Source organism: Streptomyces chrestomyceticus JCM 4735, from assembly GCF_003865135.1.
Taxonomy (GTDB): domain Bacteria; phylum Actinomycetota; class Actinomycetes; order Streptomycetales; family Streptomycetaceae; genus Streptomyces; species Streptomyces chrestomyceticus.
Genome location: NZ_BHZC01000001.1, coordinates 3,327,591 through 3,353,818 on the forward strand (window position 1 = coordinate 3,327,591; position 26,228 = coordinate 3,353,818).

16 protein-coding genes and 1 pseudogene are annotated in these 26,228 nt (G+C 73.5%); 5 read left to right on the forward strand and 12 right to left on the reverse strand.

The features are described from left to right. Positions 1-5: 5 nt before the first annotated feature. On the reverse strand, positions 6-1,751 hold the full coding sequence (locus tag EJG53_RS13755) for a TerD family protein (RefSeq protein ID WP_125045089.1): 1,746 nt from the start codon (positions 1,749-1,751) through the stop codon (positions 6-8). 114 nt (positions 1,752-1,865) lie between these two features. Next, positions 1,866-2,465, reverse strand: a complete 600-nt coding sequence (locus EJG53_RS13760) for a M48 metallopeptidase family protein (RefSeq protein WP_125045090.1) — start codon at positions 2,463-2,465, stop codon at positions 1,866-1,868. A gap of 189 nt (positions 2,466-2,654) precedes the next feature. On the opposite strand from EJG53_RS13760, the gene EJG53_RS13765 reads away from it, so the two are divergent. Beyond that, positions 2,655-3,800, forward strand: coding sequence for a TOMM precursor leader peptide-binding protein (locus tag EJG53_RS13765; RefSeq protein WP_125045091.1), 1,146 nt, complete (start codon positions 2,655-2,657; stop codon positions 3,798-3,800). Between the two features lie 34 nt (positions 3,801-3,834). Beyond that, positions 3,835-5,277 carry an ABC1 kinase family protein gene (locus EJG53_RS13770; RefSeq protein WP_125045092.1) on the forward strand — a complete coding sequence of 481 codons (1,443 nt, stop codon included), beginning with the start codon at positions 3,835-3,837 and terminating at the stop codon, positions 5,275-5,277. 74 nt (positions 5,278-5,351) lie between these two features. Here EJG53_RS13770 and EJG53_RS13775 read toward each other — a convergent pair whose 3' ends face one another. From EJG53_RS13775 to EJG53_RS13795, 5 genes and pseudogenes are all read right to left on the reverse strand, one after another. Then, positions 5,352-5,552, reverse strand: coding sequence for a hypothetical protein (locus EJG53_RS13775; RefSeq protein WP_125045093.1), 201 nt, complete (start codon positions 5,550-5,552; stop codon positions 5,352-5,354). 162 nt (positions 5,553-5,714) lie between these two features. Then, positions 5,715-6,044, reverse strand: coding sequence for a hypothetical protein (locus tag EJG53_RS13780; RefSeq protein ID WP_125045094.1), 330 nt, complete (start codon positions 6,042-6,044; stop codon positions 5,715-5,717). Next, complete coding sequence (locus tag EJG53_RS13785) at positions 6,041-6,394, reverse strand: WhiB family transcriptional regulator (protein ID WP_003984433.1); 354 nt, start codon at positions 6,392-6,394, stop codon at positions 6,041-6,043. Before EJG53_RS13785 ends, EJG53_RS13780 begins: the two co-directional genes overlap by 4 nt. 120 nt (positions 6,395-6,514) lie before the next feature. Continuing rightward, entirely contained in the window at positions 6,515-6,847 is a 333-nt protein-coding gene (locus EJG53_RS13790) for a hypothetical protein (RefSeq protein ID WP_125045095.1), read from the reverse strand. Between the two features lie 142 nt (positions 6,848-6,989). Beyond that, positions 6,990-9,265: pseudogene (locus EJG53_RS13795) on the reverse strand (ATP-dependent DNA helicase UvrD2). Positions 9,266-9,461: 196 nt separating this feature from the next. Between EJG53_RS13795 and EJG53_RS13800 the strand changes: the two are divergent. Then, on the forward strand, positions 9,462-9,719 hold the full coding sequence (locus tag EJG53_RS13800; protein ID WP_125045096.1) for a mycoredoxin: 258 nt from the start codon (positions 9,462-9,464) through the stop codon (positions 9,717-9,719). Between the two features lie 824 nt (positions 9,720-10,543). After that, positions 10,544-11,788, forward strand: a complete 1,245-nt coding sequence (locus EJG53_RS13805; RefSeq protein ID WP_125045097.1) for an erythromycin esterase family protein — start codon at positions 10,544-10,546, stop codon at positions 11,786-11,788. A gap of 101 nt (positions 11,789-11,889) precedes the next feature. Here the strand turns inward: EJG53_RS13805 and nudC are convergent, their stop codons facing one another. The 5 genes from nudC to EJG53_RS13830 all read right to left on the reverse strand — a co-directional run bounded on the left by nudC (position 11,890) and on the right by EJG53_RS13830 (position 22,840). Continuing rightward, entirely contained in the window at positions 11,890-12,825 is a 936-nt protein-coding gene (nudC, locus tag EJG53_RS13810) for an NAD(+) diphosphatase (protein WP_031001056.1), read from the reverse strand. Between the two features lie 226 nt (positions 12,826-13,051). Further along, the gene (locus EJG53_RS13815) at positions 13,052-14,452 is read right to left on the reverse strand and encodes a dipeptidase (RefSeq protein ID WP_125045098.1); all 1,401 of its coding nucleotides are present in this window, start codon (positions 14,450-14,452) and stop codon (positions 13,052-13,054) included. A gap of 10 nt (positions 14,453-14,462) precedes the next feature. Continuing rightward, the gene (locus EJG53_RS13820; protein ID WP_125045099.1) at positions 14,463-18,338 is read right to left on the reverse strand and encodes an ATP-dependent DNA helicase; all 3,876 of its coding nucleotides are present in this window, start codon (positions 18,336-18,338) and stop codon (positions 14,463-14,465) included. A 77-nt stretch (positions 18,339-18,415) separates the two neighbouring features. Beyond that, complete coding sequence (locus EJG53_RS13825) at positions 18,416-21,877, reverse strand: ATP-dependent helicase (protein ID WP_125049355.1); 3,462 nt, start codon at positions 21,875-21,877, stop codon at positions 18,416-18,418. Positions 21,878-22,375: 498 nt separating this feature from the next. Further along, positions 22,376-22,840, reverse strand: coding sequence for an MGMT family protein (locus EJG53_RS13830; protein ID WP_125045100.1), 465 nt, complete (start codon positions 22,838-22,840; stop codon positions 22,376-22,378). Between the two features lie 784 nt (positions 22,841-23,624). On the opposite strand from EJG53_RS13830, the gene EJG53_RS13835 reads away from it, so the two are divergent. Then, positions 23,625-26,159, forward strand: coding sequence for a lysylphosphatidylglycerol synthase transmembrane domain-containing protein (locus EJG53_RS13835; protein WP_244955619.1), 2,535 nt, complete (start codon positions 23,625-23,627; stop codon positions 26,157-26,159). Positions 26,160-26,228 lie beyond the last annotated feature (69 nt).

The window sequence follows — 26,228 nt, forward strand, 5'->3', positions numbered from 1 at the left end:
CTCCCTCAGACCTCGTAGGGCTGGACGACGACGAAGTTTCCGGGCGCGCCGCGGAACTGGAGGTTCACGGTCTCTCCGGAGTGTCCCGGGTACGCGCTGCGCCGCAGGCTCACCTGGCTGGAGATGATCACCTGCGAGGCCGCCGACCAGGCGACGACGGCGTTGGCGTCCGCGAAGGTGGTCGGGGTGACCGGGAGGACGACCGGGGTGCCCTGGGTCTTGACGACGACCGTGCCGCTGCCCTGGAACTGCATGGTGAACAGCGCGCCGCCCGGGATGCCGTGCCCTTCGATGCGGCGGGTCTCGTACTGGAGCGACTCGTCGAAGGCGACCACGCTCTCGGCCGACACGCAGATCGCGTCACCCTGGAGCTCGATGGGATGCACATGGGCGCTGTTGTCCGCGAAGAACACCTGGCCCTGGCCCGTGCAGCGCATTAGCTGCATCTCCTGGCCGGTGGCGTTGCCCACGATGCGGCCCCGGATGCCGGCGCCCTTGTAGCCGAAGTCGACCTTGCCCTGGTAGAGGACCATGCTGCCCTGGCGGGCGAGCACCGGCTGCCCGTCGACGCCGAGGTCGGCGCGGATCAGCTTCTCGTTCTGCGGGGTCCACCGCTGCCCCGTGGGCGCTTCGCGGTACTTCTCCAGGACGACGCTGAGGCCGGGACCGCCACTCTGGGCCTGCGGCCGGCCGTACGGGGCGGGCTGGTGCTGGGGCGCACCGTACGGGGCCGGGGGCTGCTGACCGGGGAACGGGCCGACCTGCTGGCCGTACGGGGCCTGGGGCGGAGCTTGGGGCGGCGCTTGGGGTGCTGCCTGGGGTGGCTGGCCCGGCTGGCCGTACGGCGGCGGTGCCTGCTGGTGCGGGGGCTGGCCGTACGGAGGCTGCTGACCGGGGAACGGGCCGGGCGGTGCGCCGGGGGGCGCCATCGGCGCCGCGATGGTCGGGGCCGTGTGCATCTGGGGAGCCGGCTGCTGGGGTGGCTGGGCCTGCGGCGGCTGCGGCTGGGCCGGGACCTGCGGCGGGGGCGGGGGCTGCTGGCTATGCGGGGTGCCTTGGGTCGCACTCGGGGGCGCGCCGAAGGCCGGGGCAGGCGGCTGCGGGGCGGGCTGCCCCTGTGGTGCCGGGGCGGCGAAGCCCGGCGCGGGCTCGGAGGCGGCAGGCGGCGCGAAGCCCGGCACACCGCCCTGCGGCGCCGGCTCGGGCTCGGGCGCGGGCTCCTCTTCCGCGACCTCACCGCCGAAGTTCTTCAGCAACGCCTCCAGGCCACCGTCGAAGCCCTGCCCGACCGCGGCGAAGCGCCACACGTCCTTCAGGTAGAAGTCGCCGAGCATCACGGCACGCTCGGTGCTGAACTCGGCACCGTTGAACGCGTAGCGGGCGACCTCCTCGCCGCCCGCGACGATGCGCAGGTAGCCGGGGCCGATCTGGGACATCTGGCCCGCGCCGTCGAGCGTGGCGGTGAAGGACAGCTTCTGGATGTGCTGCGGAATCCGGTCGAGCGTGACCCGGAAGGACTCGGTGTCGCCCGCCTGGGCACCCAGGAGCTGAACCGCCCCCTCGGGGGACGCGGGCTGGTTGAAGAAGACGAAATACCGGTCGTCGGAGAGCCGCTCGTCCGCGTCGAGGCCGAAGCAGCTTATGTCGAAGGTCAGGCCGGCACCCGCGATCCGCACGCCGACGTACAGATCCGTCCCGGCCGTCAGGTCACTGATCCTGGCCTTGTGGCCCCGCTGGAATTCCCTGGCCATACGTAACGACCGTCCCCCGCTCCCGCTTCGCGCTCTGATGACGTCGCGCCAGGCTAACCGCTGCCGCCGACAGCGGACGATGCCGGGCACGGAGCGAACCGGGCGGAACCGGCCCTATTCCGTACGCGCCGCGGGCAGTTGCGGCAGCCGCTCCGCCGCGACCACCCCTTCGAGATAGCCGCGCGCACGCTCCGTACGTGGGTATGACTCCAGAAGCTGCCAGAAACGCTGCCCGTGACCGGGGACCAGAAGATGCGCCAGCTCGTGCAGGAGGACGTAGTCGACGACGTACTCCGGCATGCCCTGGAGCCGGTGCGAGAGGCGGATGCTGCCCTCGGCGGGGGTGCAGGAGCCCCAGCGGGTGTTCTGGTTGGTGACCCAGCGCACCGTGGCGGGCCGGGCGCGGCCGCCCAGGAACTGCTCCGACAGGCGCTCCGCGCGCTCGGCCAGCTCACTGTCGCCGAGCTTGCGCCTGCTCTCCTGCGCGGCGAGCTTGTCCAGCATCACCGTGACCCAGCGCCGTTCCTCGGCCTCGGACATCCGGGCCGGGATCAGGACGACGGTGCGGTCGCCCTCCCGGTAGGCGGAGACCGTACGGCGTCGCCGCGAGCTTCTGCGCACCTCGACCGGGCTCGTCGCGGGGCCCCCGGTCGCGGGGCGCGTGGCGGTCCTGCGTGGCGGGTCTGCGGCTCGGCGCAAAGGGTCGGCGGGCACGCCCCGACGTTACCCGCTGCCCGTGCGGGAAGTCTTGCCCCCGGCTTCCGCCATGTTCACGCACCGCTCACGGACAGGTACGGCTTGTATGACTATTGCCTGTGGGCTGTGGACAACTTTCGACGCCGGTCGCGTGGCCGCGGGATGCTGAGGACCGCTGGACGAGATCCGATCGACGGGGGCGGCTTCATGTATCCGATGCTCAAGCCCGCGCTGCGGCGCGGATGGCGGGACCGGGAGACGGTGCGGTTCGGGGTGGCCCCGGCGCACGCGGTGGAACTGGGCCCGGTGGACACGGCCACCGGGAGTTTTCTGGCCTTGATCGACGGCACCCGCAGCCTGGACCAGCTCGCGGACGCCGCCGGCCAACTGGGTCTGCCGGACGGGCACGCGCGGCGGGTGGTGGACCGGCTGGGGGAGGCGGGCCTGCTGGACGCGCCGTCGGCGGGCGGCCCCGCGGCCGACACGGTGCGCGCCGACTCCGCGGCCTTCGGCCGGCTCCGGGCGGACCTCGCGTCGCTGTCAGTACGCCACCCCGAGGCGGCGGGCGGACTGGAGCGGATGGGGGCGCGCCGGGCCATACGGGCGCGGGTCCGCGGCGCCGGCCGGGTGGGCTCTTCGGTGGCGGCCCTGCTCTCGGCGGCGGGCGTCGGGCGGGTGGAGGTGCAGGACGGCGGGAAGGTCGAGCCCTGGGACGTCGTGCCGGGCGGGGTGCGGGCGGAGCAGATCGGTGCGCGCCGGGACACCGCGGCCCGCAGCCTGGTGCACCGCGTCTCGCCCTGGTCGCGGCGGCTCCGGCCCGGGAGCGGGCCGTCGGACGCGGGCGAGCCGGGCCTCGGGCTCGTCGTGATCGCGCCGCGTGACGGCCTCGCCGCCTACGCGCCCGACCCGGTCCTGTACGAACCCTTCGTGGCCGCGGGAATCCCGCATGTGTTCGCCGGGGTGGTCGAAGGGACCGGAGTGGTGGGCCCGCTGGTCCTGCCGGGCGGCTCCTCCTGTGCGGGCTGCCTCCAGTTGCGGCGTACGGACGCGGAGCCGGCCTGGCCGCGGCTGCTGGCCCAGTGGCGCTCGGGGCGGGGCGCACCGGCCGTTCCGGCGTGCGACGCGGCGCTGGCGACGGCGGTGGCGGGGGTGGCCGCCGTGCAGGCGCTGGCGTTCCTGGACGGTCAGTTGCCACCCTGCACAGGAGCCCGGATCGAGGTCGCGCTGCCCTGTGCGGACTGGCGGACGACCAGGGTCGCGCCGCATCCGGAGTGCGGCTGCGGCGCGGCGGGGCCGGACGGTGCCACGGGCGCCTCCGATCCGCATCGGCGACACGTAACAATGGCGGAGTAACCCCGGTTGGGGACAGTGTGAGTTGGAGGGGCGCATGTCAGATCTTCCCCGCAAGGCGGTCACCCGTACCGCCAAGCTGGCCGCGCTGCCACTGGGATTCGCCGGCCGCGCCACCTGGGGGCTGGGCAAGCGGATCGGCGGCAGGTCGGCGGACATCGTCGGCCGCGAGCTCCAACAGCGGACCGCCGATCAGCTCTTCCGGGTGCTCGGCGAGCTGAAGGGCGGCGCCATGAAGTTCGGGCAGGCGCTGTCGGTCTTCGAGTCGGCGCTGCCGGAGGAGATCGCCGGTCCGTACCGCGCCGCGCTCACCAAACTTCAGGAAGCCGCACCGCCGATGCCGACAGATTCGGTGCACGCGATCCTGGCGGAGCGGCTGGGGGCGGACTGGCGCGAGCTGTTCACGGAGTTCGAGGACAAGCCGTCGGCGGCCGCGTCGATCGGCCAGGTGCACCGCGCGGTCTGGCACGACGGCCGGGAGGTGGCGGTCAAGGTCCAGTACCCGGGAGCGGGCGCGGCCCTGCTGTCCGACCTGTCCCAACTGGGCCGCTTCGCCCGGCTGCTCGGGCCGCTGATCCCCGGCATGGACATCAAGCCGCTGATCACCGAGCTGCGTGACCGGGTCTCCGAGGAGCTGGACTACGCCCTGGAGGCCGAGGCCCAGCAGGCACACGCCGAGGAGTTCGCCGACGATCCCGACGTACGGGTGCCCGCGGTGGTCCACCAGAGCGACCAGGTGCTGGTGACCGAGTGGATGGAGGGCGTCCCCCTCTCGGAGATCATCGCGAACGGCTCCCAGGAGGAGCGCGACCGGGCCGGGCAGCTCCTCGCCCGCTTCCTCTTCTCCGGCACCGCACGCACCGGCCTGCTGCACGCCGACCCGCACCCGGGCAACTTCCGCCTGCTGACCGGCGACGCCCCCGACGGCCCCCCGGAGCAGTGGCGGCTGGGCGTCCTGGACTTCGGGACGGTCGACCGGCTGCCGGGCGGCCTGCCGTCCACGATCGGCGCCTCACTGCGCATGACGCTCGACGGCGAGGCCGAGGCGATCTACGAGCTGCTGCGCGAGGAGGGCTTCGTGAAGGAGTCCATCGAACTGGACCCCGACGCGGTGCTGGACTATCTGCTCCCGATCATCGAACCGGCCCAGGTGGACGACTTCACCTTCACCCGCTCCTGGATGCGGACCCAGGCCGCGCGTATCGCCGATCCCCGCTCCCCCGCCTACCAACTGGGCCGCCAACTGAACCTGCCCCCCTCCTACCTGCTCATACACCGCGTGACGCTGAGCACGATCGGCGTCCTGTGCCAGTTGGGAGCCACCGTCCGCCTGCGCGACGAGCTGGAGTCCTGGCTCCCGGGCTTCACCCCCGACGACACCTCCGCCGACGACGACGCCAATACCTCCCACACCTCCGACACTCCCGCCCCGTCCATACCCGAACAGAGCAACGCCGCCCAGAAGGAGACACCGGCCTGAGGCGATGCCGACCCGAGGTGACACCGCCGGTCTGAGGCGTACGGCAGGCCGAAGCCGCCGGCCCCGGCCGCCGTTCACCGGGTCGGCACCGGGTCCAGGTGGGACTCGATGACGCGGAGACTGGCCCGGGTGCAGGTGTCGCAGAGGTGCTGGCGGGTGCCGTTGGTGATGGTGCAGGTCCAGGTGGCCGGGGTGCCCTCGGCCGTGGCGCCGCATTGGACGCACTCCGTGTCGTCGGTGGTCAACTCCGCCTGTTCATACGTCTTCTGGTTCATCAGCCGACAATATCCCCGCCACCGCCGGGAAAGGGGGCACAACGCCTCAGGGGCCGCCCAGTTGGACAGCCCCTGAGATGTGTGGTGTTGCGATGGCCGCCTGATGCGGTGGTGACACCGCCGGGCGGCCCGGCACCGTACGGATGCCGGGCAGCCGGCAGGTCACTGCATGACGGCCATGGCCAGAGCGCGCCGGGCGCGCAGCGACGCCCGCTCGGCGCGACGCTGCATGCGCCGGGCCGTGGCGAGGCGCTGGGCCCTGCGTTCGGACTCGGCCTCCTGGAGGCGCTGTTGCATATGTGCGCGCGCCAGGGCTTCTGGGATGAGTTGCATTTCACGGGTCCTGTTCTGGCGCGACTCGATCACGCCGGAGTTCGCTGGTGCGGTGGTGTCGGTGAGAGTGGGGTTCATCGGGTCCTGCTTCTGGGGGTCCCGCTGGGCGGGACGGTCGATCGTTCCTGTGCCGCTGGTGTACGTGCCGCCGAGCTTCATGCCGCGACCGGGTTCTTGCGCGGACGGCCACGCGGACGCTTGCGGGGTACCACGACGCCCTGGACGAACAGTTCGCCGCCCCAGACGCCCCACGGCTCACGACGGTCCTTGGCGCCGGCGAGACACGCCTCGCGCACCGGACAGGTCTGGCACAGGGACTTGGCGTACTCCACGTCGGCCGGGGTCTCGGCGAAGAAGACCTCGGGGTCGTAGGTACGGCACGGCACGGCGGCGCCGAGTCGGTCGATCTCGTCGTCGAGCTCGGTGAGGGGCAGCAAAGGGGTCTCCTGGGAGTCGGGCGGGGGGATCAGGTCGGTGGCGACGGACGGGGTGTGCGTCTGGAGTTGCACGGTGGTGTGTTCCTCGTCTGTTCGGCCCGGCTGGTGGCCGGGCTCATGGGCAAAGCAAAAGGGCCGCGGATCCCGGTGTGGGTTCCGCGGCCCTGGAAGGTGCCGACCTGATCATGCGAATCAGGCTGGATCTCTCCAGGGTTCGTGCCCGCGGTGGGCCCACGTGTCCTGCTGCGTCTGGTACTGCTTCCGGGATTCGGCACCGTTGGCCGCCGCGCCGGCGAAGGCATGCTGGTCCGCTGCCTGTGCCGCTGCCGCTACTGCGGGTGCCTGGGTCGGTCGCTCGTCGCACTTGGCCTCGGGCAGGAACACCGGGGAAGCGGCACGGGAGACCTCAAGACCGGACATCCGACCGAAGGCGGACAGACCGGTGCCCGGGAGCGAGGCGCCGAGCATGCAGGGGGCGACGACCGAACGATCGGTCATTTTCTGGGTCTCGATGAAGCTGATCACTGGTCTCGCCTCCTCTCGGCGTCTCGGCGGACCGGAAAATCCGGTCCGGGCTTGTTCAGTACAACACGAATCCAGCGGATCCCGGAAGGCCCGTTGTCTTCGTGCCTGTGAAGGCTATGGGGATGCGCTCCGCGCGCGCAAACTATTTTTCTGACGACTTTCCGGAGGTTCTTGCACCACCCTCCGGAAGATCGTCCGGCGACGGCCCGTCCGCTGCCGGAACGAGCTCCTCACCTGCGCACAACGCGAGGACGTCGGCGCCGAATCTGCCCAGCTTGCGTCCCCCCACACCAGGGATGCCCGCCAGCTCCCCCTCGGTTCCCGGAACGGCCTCGGCGATCGCCATCAGCGTCTTGTCCGTGAAGACGCAGTACGCCGGCTGGCCTAGCTGCCGTGCCCGCTCGGCCCGCCAGTCGCGCAGCCGCCCGTACAACGCCTCGTCGAGCTCGGAGGGGCAGTCGTCGCAGCGCATGAGCTTCATTTCACCCGCATCGGTGAGCGTCTTGCCGCAGACCCGGCAACGGGCGGGCGACCGGGTCCGGCGCTTGCCCGCGCCCCTGGCCATGGCGCCGCCCCGCTCGACACCGCCCGCGGCGGCGGCCGCCGCGCGGCGCCCCGCGCCCCCGAACCGGGCCGCAGACCGTCCAGGAAACGGCTGGGCCGCCGGACGGCGCGGCCGCCCGGAGCACGGGACAGCGACCACGAGAGCCCCAGATGCAGGCGGGCCCGGGTGACGCCCACGTACAGCAGGCGGCGCTCCTCCTCGACCTGCTCGTCGGTCTTGGCGTACGTGATCGGCATCATGCCCTCGGTGAGGCCGACCAGGAAGACGGCGTCCCACTCCAGGCCCTTGGCCGCATGAAAAGAGGCGAGCGTCACACCTTCGACGGTCGGCGCGTGCTGGGCGTTGGCCCGCTCGTCCAGCTCGGCGACCAGATCGGCGAGGGTGGCCGCCGGCCGGGCCTTGGCGAAGTCCTCGGCGAGGCGGACCAGCGCGGCCAGCGACTCCCAGCGGTCCCGCACGGCGCCGGACCCGGCCGGGGGCACGCTCGTCCACCCCATGTCGCTCAGTACCGCCCGGACCTCGGACGGGAGGTCCACGGCGTCGTCGAGGAGGGCGTCGTTGGCGCCGAAGCGGGCGGCGCCGCGCAGCTTGACGCCTGCCTCGCGCACCTCGGGCCGCTCGAAGAACCGCTCGGCACCGCGGAGCTGGTACGGCACGCCGTGGTCGGCGAGGGCCTGCTCGTAGACCTCGGACTGCGCGTTGATGCGGAACAGGACCGCTATCTCGCTCGCCGGCACGCCGGACGCGATCAGGTCGCGGATACGGCGGGCGGTGCCCTCCGCCTCCGCCGGCTCGTCCCCGTACTCCGTGTAGGCGGGCTCGGGGCCGGCGTCCCGCTGCGAGATCAGCTCCAGCCGGTGCTCGGCGGCGCGGCCGCGCGCCTGGGAGAGCAGACCGTTGGCGAGGTGCACGACCTGGGGGGTGGAGCGGTAGTCCCTGACCAGCTTCACGACCGTGGCGTTCGGATGGCGGGTGCGGAAGTTCAGCAGGTGGTCGGGGGTGGCGCCGGTGAAGCTGTAGATCGTCTGGCTGGCGTCGCCGACGACGCAGAGGTTGTCGCGGTCGCCGAGCCACAGGTCGAGCAGCCGCTGCTGGAGCGGGCTGACGTCCTGGTACTCGTCCACGACGAAGTGCTGGTACTGGGCGCGGACCTGCTCGGCGATGTCGTGCCGGTCCTGCAGGACGCCGACCGTCAGCAGCAGCACGTCCTCGAAGTCGATGGTCCCCCGGTCGCGCTTGAGCTGCTCGTACGTGGCGTAGATCTGCCCGATCTCGGCCGGGTCGCGGGGGGCCTCGCGCCCGGCCTTGTGCACGGCCGCCGGATAGTCGGCGGGCACGGTCTGGGTGACCTTGGACCACTCGATCTCGCCCGTGACGTCCCGCAGCTCGTTGCGGTCGAGGCGGATGCGGCAGCGGGCAGCGGCCTCCGCGACCACCTGGACCTTGCGCTCCAGCAGCCGCGGCACCTCGCCGCCGACCGCCTTCGGCCAGAAGTACTGAAGCTGGCGCAGCGCGGCCGAGTGGAACGTCCGGGCCTGCACCCCGCCCGCGCCGAGCTGCCGCAGCCGCCCGCGCATCTCCCCCGCCGCCCGGGCGGTGAAGGTGACGGCGAGCACCGTGGACGGCTGCAGGATGCCCGCGCGCACGCCGTACGCGATGCGGTGGGTGATCGCCCGGGTCTTGCCCGTCCCGGCACCCGCCAGGACGCACACGGGCCCGTGCAGGGCCGTGGCGACCTCGCGCTGCTCGGGGTCCAGGCCGTCGAGCACCGCGTCGGCACCCTCGGGCGTGGCCGGGAACTGGGTCGCGGCCGCAACCTGCGGGAAGAGAGTGGAGTCCGATGCTGCTGTCACCCGACCATGCTGCCAGGTCGACCGGGACAGCCGGGAAAGTTGTCCACAGCCGCCACTCCCCGGTCACACGAATACACCTGCCTACGGAAGCGAAGCCGTACACGTACGGGAACGGTCCGGCACGGACGGGAATGGTCCGGCCCGGGCAGACGTTCTCCCATCGATACACGCCGAGCTAGAAGGAGCGCGAGGACCCATGGCGGGCACTGTGACGATGTACAGCACCACGTGGTGCGGCTACTGCCGTCGGCTGAAGGGCCAGATGGACCGCGAGGGAATCGCGTACACCGAGATCAACATCGAGCAGGACCCCGAGTCCGCCGCGTTCGTGGAGAAGGCCAACGGCGGCAACCAGACCGTCCCGACTGTTCGGGTAGTTCCCACCTCGGGTGGCAACGAGGTCGTGATGACAAACCCGAGCCTTGCCCAGGTAAAGCAGGCTCTCGCGGCCTGACGCTCCCCAGCGCTGCGGCCCCCCTCTGGACATGATCACCGGAGGGGGCCGCTTGTATGCAGGGGAAGCGGACAGCGAGCCGTCGCACGCCGGTCACGCGCCGTCGATATCGGCCGCCCACGACCGTACGACACGCTCTCGCCAAAGCACTTCATGCAACAACGTGCATACCCACGTCCATGCATGGACGGCCGAGCATGCCCCTCGTACGGTCGTGTCCGACGACCCGACCAGGGGGTACCGCAATGCACGTCAGGAGCTGACTCGGCTTACCGGGAACGGGACCGGCGAGTGTTGGCGTCGTTGGGTTCGCCCGCCTCGTCGCCCGCCTTCCGGAGCGCGCGGGCCACGCACAGTGACACCGCTTTGACGTCTTGCACATGACGCCTGCCGGACTCCGAACGGGCGCCTCACCGCCGTCGCGATGACGCGTGGCCGTCCCGGAGCATGGCTGCCATGAGAGAGAACCCGACGGACAGGTGCGAGGCATGCGAAGTGTGCGAGCTGTTGACGTTGCTCGAAGCCACGGGGCGGGAGAGCCGGGACCGGTCGACGGAGGTGGACGCGCGGGTGCGGTACCGGCGGCACATGAGGGAGGCGCACCGGCGGGAGGTTCCGCTGCCGCTCTGAGGGCCGCGGCGTGCAGACTCCGCGCGGCGTTCCCCTGACGGTCCCGGCGGAGCGGGTGCTCGGGCGGACTCGGCGGAGCGGGCGTTCGGAGCGCTCGCCGCCCGGCTCCGCGGCTGCTGGGTGGTGGAGGCGTCCATGATCCGGGCGGGTAGCCTGCTCCATCGCGTGAGGGCCGGGCGACGAAGCGGGGGGCCGTGAGCGGGGAAGTGACCAGTTGGCTGGTGGAGCGGGCCGTTCCGCTGTGCGGTCTCGTCGCGGGGGTGCCCAGCGACGATCTCCAGCCGCTGAAGGGTGCGCTGAGCGGTGTGCGCGTCGTGGGGCTGGGTGAGTCGACGCACGGCACCCGGGAGTTCTTCCAGCTCAAGCACCGGCTGCTGGAGTTCCTGGTGACGGAGCTGGGCTTCTCGGTGCTGGCCATGGAGGCGAGCGCCTCCGCGGCGCCGGCCGTCGACGCCTACGTACGGCACGGCGTCGGTGACGCGGCGACGGTGCTCAGGGGGCTGGGGTTCTGGACCTGGCGGACGTACGAGGTGCTCGCGGTGATCGAGTGGATGCGGGCCTACAACCGGGGCCGCCCCGAGGAGGGCAAGATACGTTTCGCCGGGATCGATCCGCAGAAGTGCGGCGCCTCGGTCTCCCTACTGGAGACGCTGTTGAGCGAGCATGCGGCGGACCGGGTCGCCGGTCTCCGTTCCCTGCTCGGTGTGCTCGCCGAGGCCCATCCGGGACAGCACCCCGACCCGCGGCGGCGCCTGGTGCGCGAGGCCGAGGATCTGGCCGCGTTCGTGCAGGAACGGTTCCCCGAGGCGCAGGAGGCGGTCCGGCATGCACGGATTCTGGTCCGGGCCGCCGATCTGGTGACCCGCGACCGGCTGCACGACGACCCGCGGCAGACCGTCTACGCCGTGCGGGACCGGTACATGGCCGAAGCGGTGCAGGAACTGCTCGCCGAGCCGTCCACAAAAGTCGTTCTGTGGGCGCACAACGGTCACATCGCCAAGAGTGCTCACGGCGACGGTCCGCTCCCCCTGGGACACCATCTGAAGGAGCGGTACGGGGACGCCTATTACGCGCTGGGGCTGCTGTTCGGCAAGGGATCTTTCCGGGCCTGCCGCGGGCGGCCGCGGGCCGGAGCCAAGGCCCGGCGCCCGGTGGGCAACCGGATCGGCATGGCCGACGGGACGACGGTGGAGGCACGGCTGGCCGCCGCCGGGCGCGGCGACCTCGTCGTCGACCTCCGCTCCGCCGCGGACGCGCCGGACGCCGTGCGGCAGTGGCTCCGCGAGCCGTCCGCGATGCGCAGCTTCGGGGCCCATGTGCCCCGCTGGACCTATCACCTGCACCGGAGCCCGACGGTGCCGGCACGGGAGTACGACGGGCTCGCCTACGTGGCCACCTCGACGAGTTCGCGGCTGCTGCCACCGGACGGCACCCCGTAGGGCCCCGTACGCCCTACGGGGCAGGACGCACCCGGCCGGAGGCCTGGCGGGGTCCCGGCCGGGTGTGTCCTCAGGGCTCGTGTCCTGTACGGCCTGTGGTCCTACGGCTTCGGCAGCGGCTTGCCGTACCAGGCCTCGATGAGGCGGGCGGCGATCGAGATGCCGTACGGGGGCAGCACCTCGCCGGACTCGAAGGCGGCCTTCAGGTCTTCGCGGGAGAACCAGCGGGCCTCTTCGATCTCCTCGCCGTCGACCTGGATCTCGGAGGACGTGGCGCGGGCCATGAAGCCGAGCATCAGGCTGGACGGGAAGGGCCACGGCTGGCTGGCGACGTACTCGACCTCGCCGACGACCACGCCCGCCTCCTCGAAGACCTCGCGGGCCACCGACTGCTCGATGGACTCGCCGGGCTCGACGAAGCCGGCCAGGGTGGAGAAGCGGCCCTCCGGCCAGTGCACCTGGCGGCCGAGGAGCGCGCGGTCCTCCTCGTCCGTGACCAGCATGATCACGGCGGGGTCGGTGCGCGGGTAGTGCTCGGCGCCGCAGGCGGGGCAGCGGCGGATGTGGCCCGCCGCCGCGATGACGGTGCGCTCGCCGCAGCGGGAGCAGAAGCGGTGCAGGCGCTGCCAGTTCTCCAGGGCGACGGCGTGCACGAGCAGCCCGGCGTCGCGCGGGGACAGCAGCAGGCCCGCCTCGCGCAGGCCGGCGGGGCGCGCGGACTGGTCCATGCGCCCCGGGAGCGAGTCCTTCTGGAGCGCGAAGTAGCGCACGCCGTCCTCGTCGGTGCCGAGGAAGTAGCGGTGCGTCTCGGTGAGCGGCGCCTCGAAGGACGGCGTCATGACCAGTTCGGTACGGCCGTCGGGGGTGTCGTCGACCAGTGCCTGGCCTCCGGAGACCACGAAGACGCGCGTCGTCGGGTGGCTCCAGGCCGCCGCGAGCCACGCCTCGTCGAGGCGGTGGTGGGCGGCTCTGTCGATGCCGCTCGGTGCGCTGAACGTGATCGGCCGGTCGGCGCTGTGGTCGGTCCAGGTGGTCACTGCGGTTTCCAACTCCCCCTAGGGCGTGGGTGGTTGCCGCCCGTGGGCGCGGCCGCCGGGCGGGCGGCGGACCGGGCGGCGAGGGTGGTACGGGTGGCACGGCCCGTGCGCGGACCGGGCGGCGGCGTGCGGGCGGCCACCGTCCGGGCGCGGTCCGGCGACCCGGCCGCGGGGCGGGCCGCCGGCCGGGTCACGGGCACGGACGCCGTCGGGGCGTGGTCAGGGATCAAGCGACGCGCCAGTTCTCCGCCAGGTCGCCCCACAGGTGCGCGGCGGTCTCGACGCCCTTCATCAGCAGGTCCAGCTCGACCTTCTCGTTCGGGGCGTGCCAGCCGTCCGAGGGGATGGATATGCCGAGGAAGAGGACCGGTACGCCCAGGACGTCCTGGAGGTCGGCGGCCGGACCCGAGCCGCCCTCGCGGGTGAAGCGGATCTTCTGGTTGAAGGCGCGGCCCATGGCCCGTACGACGGACTGGAGGGCGGGGTGGTCGAGCGGGGTCAGGCAGGGGCGGGTGGCGCCCCAGAAGGTGATCTCGTGGCGGATGCCGTCGGGGAGGCGGGCGGCGACCCAGTCCCGTACGGACTGCTGGACGGCGGCCGCGTCCTGGCCCGCCACCAGGCGGAAGGACAGCTTGAGCTGCGCCGTCGACGGCACGATGGTCTTGCCGCCGGGGCCCTGGTAGCCGCCGCCGATGCCGTTGACCTCGGCGGTGGGGCGGGCCCAGATGCGCTCCAGGGTGCTGTGGCCGGTCTCACCGAGCGCCGCGTGGGAGTGGGCGGTGCGCAGCCACTCGGGCTCGTCGAAGGGCAGCTCGGCGAAGAGCTCGCGCTCGCTGTCGGTCAGCTCGACGATGCCGTCGTAGAAGCCGGGGACCGCGACCCGGCGGTCCTCGTCGTGGAGGGCGGCGGCCAGGCGGGCGGCCTCGGTCGCGGGGTTGGGCACCGCGCCGCCGAAGGAGCCGGAGTGGATGTCCTGGTCGGGGCCGTACAGGTCGATCTGGCAGTCGGTGAGGCCGCGCATGCCCGTGCAGACGGTCGGGGTGTCCTTGGACCACATGCCGGTGTCGGAGACGATCACCGCGTCGCAGGCCAGGCGGGCCGCGTGCTGGGCGATCAGCGCCGGGAAGTTCGGGGAGCCGGACTCCTCCTCGCCCTCGATGAGGAGCTTGAGGTTGACGGCCGGGGCGGTGCGGCCGGTCGCGGCGAGGTGGGCGCGGACGCCGAGGGTGTGGAAGAACACCTGGCCCTTGTCGTCGGCGGCACCGCGTGCGTACAGCTTGCCGTCGACGGTCTGCGGCTCGAACGGGTCGGTGTGCCAGCCGTCCTCACGGGCGGCGGGCTGCACGTCGTGGTGGCCGTAGACGAGGACGGTGGGGGCCGTCGGGTCCCCGGAGGGCCACTCGGCGAAGACGGCGGGAGCACCGTCCGTCTCCCAGATCTCGGCGGTGGGGAAGCCGGTCGCGGTGAGCCGGCCGGCCAGCCATTCGGCGCTGCGGCGCACGTCGGCAGCGCGCTCCGGGTCGGCGGACACCGAGGGGATGCGCAGCCAGGCGGCCAGGTCGTCGAGGAACTCTTCGCGGTGGACGTTGATGTAGGCGCGGACGGCGCTGTCCGAGGTGGTGCTCATGTGTCCGAGCCTATCCGGCTCGCGGGCGCGGTCCGCCGCCGGTCTCGTCGATCTTGTCACCTCTGCTCCCCTCCCCCGCGTCCTCCTCCGCGGCGTCCCCCATGTCCTTCTCGCCGGTGGTCGGTGCGGCTTCGCCGAGCAGGATGCGCTCCAGTCCGGCACGGTCGGGCAGCCGCTGCGGCCGGACCGTCTCACCGCTGCGTACGTACAGGAACGCGGCGTCGACCGCGGACAGCGGCAGGCCGTGCTGCTCGGCCCAGGCCACCCGGTAGAGGGCCAGTTGCAGCGGGTCGGCGGTCTGCGCGTGGTGGGTCTTCCAGTCGATGATCTCGTATGTGTCCCCCTGGGGGCCGCGGTTGCGGTAGACGGCGTCGATACGGCCGCGGATCACCCGGCCCGCGAGGGTGATCTGTACCGGGACCTCGATGCGGTACGGGGTGCGCCGGGCGTACGGGGTGCGGGCGAAGGCGTCCTTGAGGGCCGCCAGGTCGTCCTCGTCCCTGATCGGGTCCGCTTCGCCGGCCGCTTCCCGTGCGCGGGCTTCGTGCCCGTAGGCGCCGCCCGGCAGTTCGTCGGGGCCGAGCAGGGGCAGGGTCAGTTCCTCGAAGCGCGACTCCACCCAGGCGTGGAAGCGCGTACCGCGGCGGGCGGCGGGCCGGGGCGGGTGCGGCATGGGGCGCGCCAGCTCCCGGGTGAAGCCGTCCGGGTCGGACGCGAGCCACAGCAACTGCGAGGCGCTGAGCGAGGACGGCAGGGGTACGTCGCGCACGGTCGCGCGGGACCGCCGCAGCTCGTCGGCGAGCGCGTCGAGGTCGCGGTCCCAGGAGGCGACGGTCCGGCGCTCCTCGGGGAGGAGGGCGGTGAGGGTGGGTTCCGGGGCGGGTTCCGGGATGGCTTCGGGGGCGTGCGCTTGGTTCGGTACGCGGGTGAGCCTGTCTCCGGCGCGTACGGCGCCGCCGCCCGGCCGGTCGTCGTCCTCCGGGTGCGCGGGCCGCTCGGCGCTCCAGGCGTCCCAGTCGGCGAGGTCGTGCTCGGGGCCTGGACCGGTATCGAGGTCGGGGCCGGACTCGAAGCCGGGTCCCTGGGCGGCTTCGGCGGCGTGCACGTCGGCGACGGCGTGCACGTCTTCGTACGGATCGCGCTCGTCGTCGTACGGATCGCGCTCGTACGGGTCGCCTTCGTACGGAACGTCCGCATACGGATCGTCCTCGTACCGGCCGGGTACGGACGCGGCGCCCCCCGCCGCCGGATGCGGGGCGTCATGGGTGACCGCCGCCTCCGGACCGTCACCCGCAGCGGCGTGCGGCAGCACGGCACCGGCCCCGGAGCTGCCTGTCGGCATCCCGTCCAGGTAAGCCCGGACCGTCGCGGCCGCCGCGCGCCGGCGTTCCTTCGCCACCGCGTCCAGCGGCAGCGGCCATTCCCGTTCGGTCTCCGCCTCCTTCAGCGACGGGTTCTCCGCGCCCTCCTCGGGAGCGTCGGCCCACTCCTCGATCTCGCCGTGCCCGGCCTCGCAGTGGGCGCGCAGCGCCTCCAGGAAGGCGGACGGGCCGCGGGGCCGCTTCTGGTCGGGGCCCCACCAGTGGCCGGAGCCGAGCAGCAGGGAACGGGGGCGGGTGAAGGTCACGTAGCCGAGGCGCAGTTCCTCGACGGACTGGTGGTCCTTCATCTCCTCCTTGAAGGACTTCAGGCCGCGGCTGCTCCAGTCGGTCACGTCCGGCAGTGTCGCGGCGTCGCCGCGCAGGGCGTGCGGCAGCACCTTGGGCTGGGTGAGCCAGGAGTCGCGGGCCTGTTCGCTGGGGAACTGCTTGCCGACCAGGCCGGGGACGGCGACCACGTCCCACTCCAGGCCCTTGGACTTGTGGGCGGTCAGCACCTTGACCGTGTTGTCGCCGCCCGGGAGGGAGCTGTCCAGGCCCTTCTCGTGCTGGACGGCCGTGCGCAGGAAGCCCAGGAAGGCGAGGAGTGTCGCGTCGCCGTCCAGCGCGGCGCCGCCCTGCTTGGCGGCGAAGCCGGCGGCGATGTCCAGGAAGGTGTCCAGGGTCTCCCGGCGGCGGGCGGCCAGCGCGCGCGGGGACGCGGACAGCTCGACCTCCAGGCCGGTGACGGACAGCACCCGGTGGAGTACGTCCATCAGGGGATCGCCCGCGGAACGTCGCAGCTCGCGCAGCTCGCGTGCCACGTAGGCGAAGCGGACGCGCGCCTCCGGGGAGAACGGCAGGCCGTCGTCGGGGCGGCCGTCCGACTCCAGGAAGGTGTCGAGCGCGTCGGCGAGCGAGATCGTCTCGGCCGGGTCGACGCCCTCCACGGCCTCGGCCAGCCGCCGTTCGGGGTCCTCGGACTGGCCGTCGCGGTGGACCAGGAGCCGCGCCCGGCGGCCCAGGAGTGCCAGGTCACGGGGGCCGATCTGCCAGCGCGGGCCGATCAGGAGACGTACCAGGGCGGCGTTGGCCGTGGGGTCCTGGACGACCTCGCACACCGCCACCAGGTCGGCGATCTCGGGCAGGTGCAGCAGCCCGGACAGGCCGACGACCTCCACCGGGATCTCCCGCGCGACCAGCTCGCCCTGGATACGGGCGAAGTCACCGGCGGTCCGGCACAGCACCGCGATCTCGCCGGGCGGGGTGCCCGTGCGCACCAGGTGGGCGATGTTCTCGGCGAGCCAGGTCATCTCCTCCGCATGGGTGGGCAGCAGCGCGCAGCGCACCATGCCGTCGCGCTCCGCGCCCGGCGCCGGACGCAGCGCCTCGACGCCCGCGTGCATGGCGCGGAGCGGCGCGGCGAGCCCGTTGGCCAGGTCGAGCAGGCGGCCGCCGCTGCGGCGGTTCTGGCTGAGGGCGGAGCGGCCGGCCGGGCTGCCGTCCTCGAAGGGGAAGTGGTCAGGGAAGTCGTCCAGGTTGGCGACGGAGGCGCCGCGCCACCCGTAGATGGCCTGGCAGGGGTCGCCGACGGCGGTCACCGCATGGCCCGTGCCGCCGCCGAACAGGCCGGAGAGCATGATCCGCTGCGCCACGGAGGTGTCCTGGTACTCGTCCAGGAGGACGACCTTGAACTCCTCCCGGAGCAGCGCGCCCACCTCGGGGCGGGTGGTCGCGAGGGTCGCGGACAGGGCGATCTGGTCGCCGAAGTCCAGCAGTTCGCGCCGCCGCTTCTCGGCGCGGTACGCCCTGACCAGCTCCAGCAGCTCCAGGCGGCCGCGGACCGTCTCGGGCACCTTGCGCAGGTCGGCGTTGGTCAGCTTCACCTGGTCGAGGGCGGCGAGCAGCTCGGTGTCGTACGCCCGCAGCCGGTCCGGCTCGACCAGGTGCTCGGCCAGCTCGCCGTCGAGCGCGAGCAGGTCCTCCACGAGGGCGGGCAGCGACTTCGTCAGGGCGGGGTACGGGCCGGGGGCGGTGCGCAGCACCCGGGCGGCGAGCTGGAAGCGGGTGGCGTCGGCGAGCAGGCGGGCGCTGGGCTCCAGGCCGATGCGCAGGCCGTGATCCTTGAGGAGCTGGCCGGCGAAGGAGTGGTACGTGGAGATCCGGGGCTCGCCGGGGACGCCGTCCGGGCCGCCCGCCCCCGGGCCACCGGCCCCCGGACCGGCCGCGCCGAACGGATCGGCCGGTTCCGTCACCCCGGCCGCCGCCAGGGCCTTGCGGACGCGCTCCGCCAGCTCGCCCGCCGCCTTGTTCGTGAACGTCAGGCCGAGCACCTGCTCCGGGGCGACCTGGCCCGTGCCGACCAACCACACCACGCGCGCGGCCATGACCGTGGTCTTGCCGGAACCGGCGCCGGCCACGACGACCTGCGGGGCGGGCGGTGCGGTGATGCAGGCCGTCTGCTCCGGGGTGAACGGGATGCCGAGGAGCTCCTTGAGCTGCTCGGGGTCGGTGATGCGAGCTGACACATCCGAGACCGTATCCGCCCCCACTGACAATCGCGGCAAACGCCTGCTGAGCGAGGTGCGGGCGATCGCGGGAGCCGTCAGTCCACCACGTGCTGCCCCTCCGGCAGCGCCGAGCAGGCGCTGCGGAACGTGCAGTGGGTGCAGTGCTGCCCCGTGGTGGGCGTGAAGCGCTCCTCCAGGACGCGGCCCGCGGCGGTGGCCAGCAGCTCGCCCACCCAGTCCCCGCCCAAGGGCCCCTGCGCCTGGACGGCGGGGAGCGCGTCCCCGCCCTCCTTCTGGGGCGCGCCCAGCCGCAGGTGGACGAGTTCCGCGCCGCCCGGCTCGGGCCGCTGCCCCCCGAAGGCGGCGTCCACCGCGCCGCTGCGCACCGCCAACTGGTACACGGCGAGCTGCGGGTGCCGGGCGACCTCCGGGCCGGTGGGCTTCTGCTTGCCGGTCTTGAAGTCGACGACGTACGCCCGGCCCTCCGCGTCCCGCTCGACGCGGTCCATGCTCCCCCGGATGCGGACGGCGTACTCGCCCGCTTCGAGGGTGACGTCGAAGCCGTGCTCGGTCGCGACGGTCTCGCGGCCCAGCGTGCCGCGCTCCATCACGTGCCAGCGCAGGAAGCGCTCCAGTGCGGCGCGCGCGTTGTCCTTCTCCTGCCGCGACTTCCAGGGGGCGTCGAAGGCGAGCGCGTCCCATACGGAGTCCAGGCGCTCCATCAGGACGGACAGGTCGGCGGGGGTACGGCCGGAGGCGACCTCGTCGGCGAGGACGTGGACGACGTTGCCGAAGCCCTGGGCGGCGGTCGCCGGCTTGTCCGCCTTCACCTCGCGTCCCAGGAACCACTGGAGTGCGCAGGTGTTGGCGAGCTGGTCCAGCGCGCTGCCGGAGAGCGTGACGGGACGGTCGCGGTCGCGCAGCGGCACGGCGCTGTGCGTCGGCTCGTACAGGCCCCACCACTGGTCCGGGTGGGCGGCCGGCACCAGCGGCTGGCCGTCGTCGTCGCGCAGCGCCGCCAGCTTCGCCAGCCGGCGCGCGGCGGCCTCCCGCAGCGCCGGAGTGGCGTCCGGATCGACGGTGGTGGCCCGCAGCTCCGCGACGAGCGCGGCGACCGACAGTGGACGGCGGGGGCGCCCGGTGACGTCCTGCGGCTCGACGCCCAGCTCCGTCAGGAAGCGGGACGGCTGGTCGCCGTCGTCGGACGCGGCCTTGACGGCGGTGACCACCAGGCGCTCCTTGGCCCGGGTCGCCGCCACGTAGAACAGCCGGCGCTCCTCGGTGAGCAGCGCGCCCGGGGGCAGCGGCTCGGCCAGTCCGTCGCGGCCGATCCGGTCCGCCTCCAGGAGCGAGCCGCGCCGGCGCAGGTCGGGCCAGAGCCCTTCCTGCACGCCGGCCACGACGACGAGCCGCCACTCCAGCCCCTTGGAGCGGTGCGCGGTCATCAGGCGCACCGCGTCGGGACGGACGGTCCGGCGGGTCAGGGTGTCGGCCGCGATGTCCTGGGCGTCCAGCTCCTCCAGGAAGTTCAGCGCGCCCCGGCCGCCGGTACGGGCCTCCGCCCGGGCGGCGGTCTCGAACAGCGCCACGACGGCGTCCAGGTCCCGGTCGGCGTTACGGGCCGCCGCGCCACCGCGCCGGGCGGTCCGCTCCAGCCGCTGGGACCAGGTGGGGGTGCCGTCCCACAGGGTCCAAAGGGCCTCTTCGGCGGTGCCGCCGCGGGCCAGCAGGTCGCGGGTGGTGCGCAGCAGCTCGCCGAGCTGCCGTGCGCCCCGCGCGTACGCCGGATCGTGCGCGACCAGGCGCTCCGGTTCGGCGAGCGCCCGCGCGATCAGTTCGTCGGAGGGCCGCGGTACGTCGTGCCCGGCGGCCCGCTCCTCCTCACGCAGCGCCCGCCCGAGCCGGCGCAGGTCGGCGGCGTCCAGACCGCCGAGGGGGGAGGTCAGCAGGTCTATGGCGATTTCGGCGGAGAGGCCGGGGGCCGCCTCGGCGGCCGGGGTTTCGTCGACCGGGGTGTCACTGGCCGAGACGCCCCCGACCGAGACCCCCTCAGCAGGGACGTCACGGTCTGGGACGTCCTCAGCAGGGACCTCCTCGGCAGGGACGTCAGCCACGGAGTCATCCTCGGCGGTCGCGCCATCAGCAGGCGCGGCGACCGGCACAGCAGCCGACGCCGCAGCCGCCGTGGCCGCCACCCGCAAGGCCGTCAGCAGCGGCGCCACCGCCTGTTCCTGCCGCAGCGGCAGCTCGTCGCCGTCGATCTCCAGGGGCACGCCGGCCGTGGTCAGGGCCCGGCGCACGCCGGGGAGGGAACGGGCGCCGGCGCGTACGAGGACGGCCATGTCGCGCCACGGCACACCGTCCTCCAGGTGCGCGCGCCGCAGAATGTCCGCGATGTTGTCCAGCTCGGCGCCCGGCGTCGGGTACGTGAAGACCTCGACGCGGCCGCCGTCCCGTACCGCCGCCAGGTCGCGGTGTGCCCGGACCGCGCGGGCCGGGAGGCGGGTCAGCGGCATACGGGCGGTGAGCCGCCGGGTGGCCGCCAGCAGGGCCGCGCCCGAGCGGCGGGAGGTGCCGAGCACCTCGACCGGCGCCGGGGTGCCGTCCGTGCGCGGGAACATCGCCGGGAAGTCGAGGATGCCGTTGACGTCGGCGCCGCGGAAGGCGTAGATCGACTGGTCCGGGTCACCGAAGGCGACGAGCGTACGGCCGCCCCCGGCCAGCGCGCGCAGCAGCCGTACCTGTGCGGCGTCCGTGTCCTGGTACTCGTCGACGAACACCGCGTCGTAGCGCGCGGCCAGCTCCGCCGCGACCTCGTCGCGCTCCGCGAGCAGCACCGCGCGGTGCACGAGTTCGGCGTAGTCCAGCATGCCCTGGGCGTCCAGCACGTCCAGGTACTCGGCGAGGAACCCGGCCGCCGCGCCCCAGTCCGGCCGCCCCGTACGCCGCGCGAAGTCGGCGAGCGCGTCCGGGCCCAGCCCCAGCTCCCGGCTGCGCGCGAGCACCGCGCGGACCTCGTCCGCGAAGCCGCGCGTCGTCAGGCAGGCGCGCAGTTCGTCCGGCCAGCGCACCCGGGCCCGCCCGGCGGCCGCCAGCCCGGCCTGCCCTTCGAGCAGCTCGCGCACGACGAGGTCCTGCTCGGGCCCGGACAACAGCCGCAGCGGGTCGGCGAACAGGTCGGCGTCCTGATGGGCCCGTACGAGCGCGTAGCAGTACGAGTGGAAGGTGGTCGCCTGCGGAGCGGCGGTGCTGCCCAGGCGCGCGGCGATCCGGTCCCGCAGTTCGACGGCGGCCTTGCGGCTGAAGGTCAGCACGAGCAGCCGCTCGGGGTCGGCGCCCTCCTGGACGCGCCGGGCGACCGCCTCCACGAGCGTCGTGGTCTTGCCCGTACCCGGGCCGGCGAGGGCCAGCAGCGGCCCGCCGCCGTGGTCAACCACAGCGCGCTGACGTGCGTCCAAAGCAGGAGGGTCCGCCGGTCCCGGCCGGGTACGCACCAGTCGGTACGCGCCGGTGGCATCCCGCCGCGCCGGCCGCCGGCGCGGCTGCGCGGACGGCATGGCCGAGGCCGAGAAGGAGGAACTCACGTGGATCGCCGGTCCTGGGAGGAGGTGCTGGTCGTGGTGCGCACCGCGGTGCGGGGCGTGGCGGTGCGGCCACCGCGCCGGACGCCGGGCGGCGGGGCGGTGGTACGGACCGTGCCCGACGCTACGCCAGGTGGCGCACGAGCCGCAGTCCGTCCCACGACGGTACGTCGGACAGGTGCCTCCGTGACGGATACGGCGTACGGGACGGGTGAGCAGGGCGGGGCGTGCGGGCCGGATGTGGCAGGTCTGCCGGGTGGGACGAAGCAGTCGAAACGGTCTAATGACGCAAATCCGCCGGGCGGACCGCACGCGCCGCAAGAGCCGCGCACGTCAACCGCCCCCGCCCTGCCGCAGGCCCCGGGGCGCCCGGCCATGACGTCCGGATCAGCCCGCGCCGGCCCCGTACGCCCCGGCCCCGCGTCCCCCGGACGGGCGTACTACGGATGCTCCCGCTCCGACCGCACGGTCCCCTCAACCGTTCGTCCCCGGATCGCCCCCGTCCCACCGGGCCCGCCGCATGTCGAGGCGCGGGACATGCCCCTCGGCGGCCCTGGACGCCTCGCGCAGCGGAGTGCCTTCCTCCCGGTAGTGCGCCAACGCGCGCAGTTCGCTGCCCGGCAGCAGTTGCCCGTCCGCGCGCACGACGCGCCACCACGGCACGGCGCCCCCGTACAACGCCATCACCCGGCCCACCTGTCGCGGCCCGCCCACGCGCCGCCCGTCACCGGCCCCCGCGGACCCTCCACCGGAGCGCGGCCCCTCCACCGGCTCCCCCGGCGGCTCCTCCCCCGCGAGCCACTCGGCGACATCGCCGTACGTCATCACCCGACCGGGCGGGATCAGCTCGGCCACGCCGAGGACCCGTTCCGCGTACTCGGGGATCTCCCCGGTGCCGTACTCGGGAATGTCTCCCGCTGTCCCACTCATTCGGCCCATCCTGCACCACACCACCGACAGTCCCGCCCCGCCCGCCCGGCGGCCCGCCGACGGCGTGCGCGGGCGGTCGCGGCGGCGTATGTTCCGTTTCCCGGCCCTTCGAAATGCACCCTGATGCCCCCGCCTCCTCCCGGCCATGCCACCATCTTCCGGGCGGTGACTGGTGATACGAGATCAAAAAGAGACGGCCGAACAGCAGGGTGCGGTGCCTCCACGGGAGGCCGGCACCCCTGAGGCGCTGTCCTCCGCCACCCCCGCCCGGGGGGACGGAAAACCACGGGGGAAGCCGTCACAGGCTTCCGAGACCGAAAAGGCGAGCACGATCGAGAAGGCCGGAAGAGCCGACGAGCCCGCGAGTCCGGAGGAACCGGAAGGGCCGGCCGGACCGGCGGGGCCGACACGGTCCTGCCGGTCCGGGGCGGCGTCCGCTTCCACCGGAGCGGAGGGCACGGCAGAAGAGGAACGCACCGCCGACGGGACGGCCGGCCCGGACCGGCCGGACGGCGACACGGGCGAGGCCACCGGGGCCGGAGCGACCGCCGGGAGCGGCGAGGCCGCCGAGACCGGCGCCACCACCGCCCCCGCCACCCCCGCCAAAGTTGGCAAAGTCGACATAACCGAGAAAACCCCCAGAAGCAGCAAGGGCAGCGGCAAGAGCGGCAAACCCGACCGTCTCGACCGCCCGACCCCGCCCCTCGACCACGTAGGCAGCGAGTTCCACGTCGACCAGGTCTCCGGGGACGAGCCGCTGCTGCCCGCCCGGGTGCACCGCCCGTCCGACCTGATGCGCCTGCTGCTCGGCATCGTCGGCATCGCGCTGGTGCTGCTGCTGGCGACGTTCGCGCACGGCACGACCCAGGGTCTGCAGCGCGACATCGGTGAGGGCGCCGGACTGGCCCCCCGTCTGCTGATCAACTTCGCCGGGCTGGCGTCCAGCGTGGCCGTACTGATCGTCCCGGTGGCCTTCGCCGTCGAGCGGCTGATCAAACGGGACGGGCTGCGGATCGCGGACGGGGTGCTGGCCGCGGTCCTCGCGCACGGCGTCTCGCTCGCCACCGACCTGTGGGTCGCCGAGGCCGCGCCGGAGTCCATCCAGGTCGCGCTGACCCAGCCACTGGCCAACGGCGGGCTGACCCCGCCGGTGCACAGTTATCTGGCGCCGGTCATCGCGTACATGACCGCGGTGGGGATGTCGCGGCGCCCGCGCTGGCGGGTGGCGATGTGGTGCGTGCTGCTGCTCGACGCGTTCGCCGTGCTGGTGGGCCGCTACACGACGCCGTTCGCCATCGTCACCACCATCCTCATCGGCTGGACGGTGGCCTTCGGGACGCTGTACGCGGTCGGCTCGCCCAATGTGCGGCCCACCGGCCAGAACCTCCTCGCGGGCCTGCGCCGGGTCGGCTTCCACCCCGTACGGGCGGTGCGCGCCGAGGACATCGGCACCGCCGAGCACCCGGAGCACGCCGACCGCGGCCGCCGCTACATCGTCACCCTGGAGGACGGCCCGCCGATCGACGTCACCGTCGTGGACCGCGAGCGGCAGGCCCAGGGCTTCTTCTACCGGGTGTGGCGCCGGCTGTCGCTGCGCGGCATCAACCAGCGCCGCAGTCTCCAGTCGCTGCGCCAGGCGCTGGAACAGGAGGCACTGCTGGCGTACGCGGCCATCGCGGCCGGCGCCAACGCGCCCAAGCTGATCGCCACCTCCGAGCTGGGCCCGGACGCCGTGATGCTGGTGTACGAGCACATCGACGGCCGGCCGCTGGACGCGCTGCCGGACGAGGAGATCACCGACGATCTGATGCGCAACGCCTGGCGGCAGGTGGCGGCGCTCCAGTCGCGGCGCATCGCCCACCGGCGCCTGGTGGGTGACGCCCTTCTGGTGGATCGTTCCGGCAGGATCTTCCTGACCGATCTGCGCGGCGGTGAGATCGCGGCGGGCGACCTGGTCCTGCGGATGGACATCGCGCAGTTGCTGACCACCTTCGCGCTGCGGGCCGGCGCCGAGCGGGCGGTGGCCGCGGCCGTCGACGTCCTCGGCCCGGACGCGGTCGCCGACAGCCTGCCGCTGCTCCAGCCGATCGCGCTCAGCCGCACCACCCGGGCCACCCTGCGCCAGCTTGCCCGCGAGCGCTCCGCGCGGGAGCGCGAGGCGGTCCTGGAGGCGTCCCGCGTCGCCAAGGAGCGCAAGGCTGCCGAAGCGGCCCGGCGGGGCGGCGCGCACACACAGGAGCAGCCGACCAACCGCAAGGTGGCGCGCGCCGAGAAGCACGCCGAGAAGCGGGCGGTCGACGAGGCACTGGAGGAGGCCCGCGAGGAGGACCTGCTCTCGCAGATCCGCCAGCAGGTGCTGCTGATCCGGCCGACGGCACCGGTCGAGCCCGCCCGCCTGGAACGGATCAGGCCGCGCACCCTCGTCACCTGGATCGCCGGCGCCTTCGCCGCGTACTTCCTGCTCTCGCAGATCACCCACGCCAACTTCGGCCAGGTGGCCGGGCAGGCCCAGTGGCTGTGGGTGGTGGCGGCGCTGGCCTTCTCGGCGCTGACCTATCCGGCGGCGGCGATGAGCCTGCTCGGCTTCGTACCGGAGAAGGTGTCCTTCCTGCGGACGGTGACCGCGCAGGTGGCGGGCAACTTCGTCAAGCTGGTCGCACCGGCCGCGGTGGGCGGCGTGGCGCTCAACACCCGCTTCCTCCAGCGGTCCGGCATCCGGCCCGGCCTGGCGGTGGCGAGTGTGGGTGCGTCCCAGTTGTTCGGCCTGGGCTGCCACATCGTGCTGCTGCTGACCTTCGGCTATCTCACCGGCACCGAGCGCACCCCGTCGCTCTCCCCGTCCCGCGCGGTGATCGCGGGCCTGCTGACGGCGGCCGTGCTGGTGCTGGTGGTCACCGCGGTCCCGGCGCTGCGCAAGTTCATCTCCACCCGCGTACGGTCGCTGTTCGCGGGCGTGGTGCCGCGCATGCTGGACGTGCTCCAGCGCCCGAAGAAGCTGGCGATCGGCATCAGCGGCACGCTGCTGCTCACGGCGGCGAACGTGCTGTGCCTGGACGCCTCGATCCGCGCGTTCGGCGGGGGCGGGCAGCTCAGCTACGCGGCCATCGCGGTGGTGTTCCTCGCGGGCAACGCGGCGGGCTCGGCGGCGCCCACCCCCGGCGGCGTGGCGGCCATCGAGGCCGCGCTGACCGGCACCCTGACGCTGGCCGGGCTGACGTCGGACATCGCGTTCCCCGCGGTGCTGCTGTTCCGGCTGATGACGTTCTGGCTGCCGGTGCTGCCGGGCTGGATCTCGTTCACACAGCTCACCCGTAAGGGCCAGATCTGAGGGAGCCGGGACCCGCGCGTCCGGTACGGCGAAGGGCCCGCACCCCGAGGGGTACGGGCCCTTCGCCGT

Excerpts from the sequence above, each read along its gene's own strand:
- EJG53_RS13770 (WP_125045092.1), top strand. The coding sequence starts at position 3,835 with ATGTCAGATCTTCCCCGCAAGGCGGTCACCCGTACCGCCAAGCTGGCC.
- EJG53_RS13835 (WP_244955619.1), top strand. The coding sequence starts at position 23,625 with ATGCGCCTGCTGCTCGGCATCGTCGGCATCGCGCTGGTGCTGCTGCTG.
- EJG53_RS13780 (WP_125045094.1), bottom strand. The coding sequence starts at position 6,044 with ATGAAGCTCGGCGGCACGTACACCAGCGGCACAGGAACGATCGACCGT.
- EJG53_RS13825 (WP_125049355.1), bottom strand. The coding sequence starts at position 21,877 with ATGCCGTCCGCGCAGCCGCGCCGGCGGCCGGCGCGGCGGGATGCCACC.
- EJG53_RS13830 (WP_125045100.1), bottom strand. The coding sequence starts at position 22,840 with ATGGGCCGAATGAGTGGGACAGCGGGAGACATTCCCGAGTACGGCACC.
- EJG53_RS13755 (WP_125045089.1), bottom strand. The coding sequence starts at position 1,751 with ATGGCCAGGGAATTCCAGCGGGGCCACAAGGCCAGGATCAGTGACCTG.
- EJG53_RS13815 (WP_125045098.1), bottom strand. The coding sequence starts at position 14,452 with ATGAGCACCACCTCGGACAGCGCCGTCCGCGCCTACATCAACGTCCAC.
- EJG53_RS13765 (WP_125045091.1), top strand. The coding sequence starts at position 2,655 with ATGTATCCGATGCTCAAGCCCGCGCTGCGGCGCGGATGGCGGGACCGG.
- EJG53_RS13800 (WP_125045096.1), top strand. The coding sequence starts at position 9,462 with ATGGCGGGCACTGTGACGATGTACAGCACCACGTGGTGCGGCTACTGC.
- EJG53_RS13775 (WP_125045093.1), bottom strand. The coding sequence starts at position 5,552 with ATGAACCAGAAGACGTATGAACAGGCGGAGTTGACCACCGACGACACG.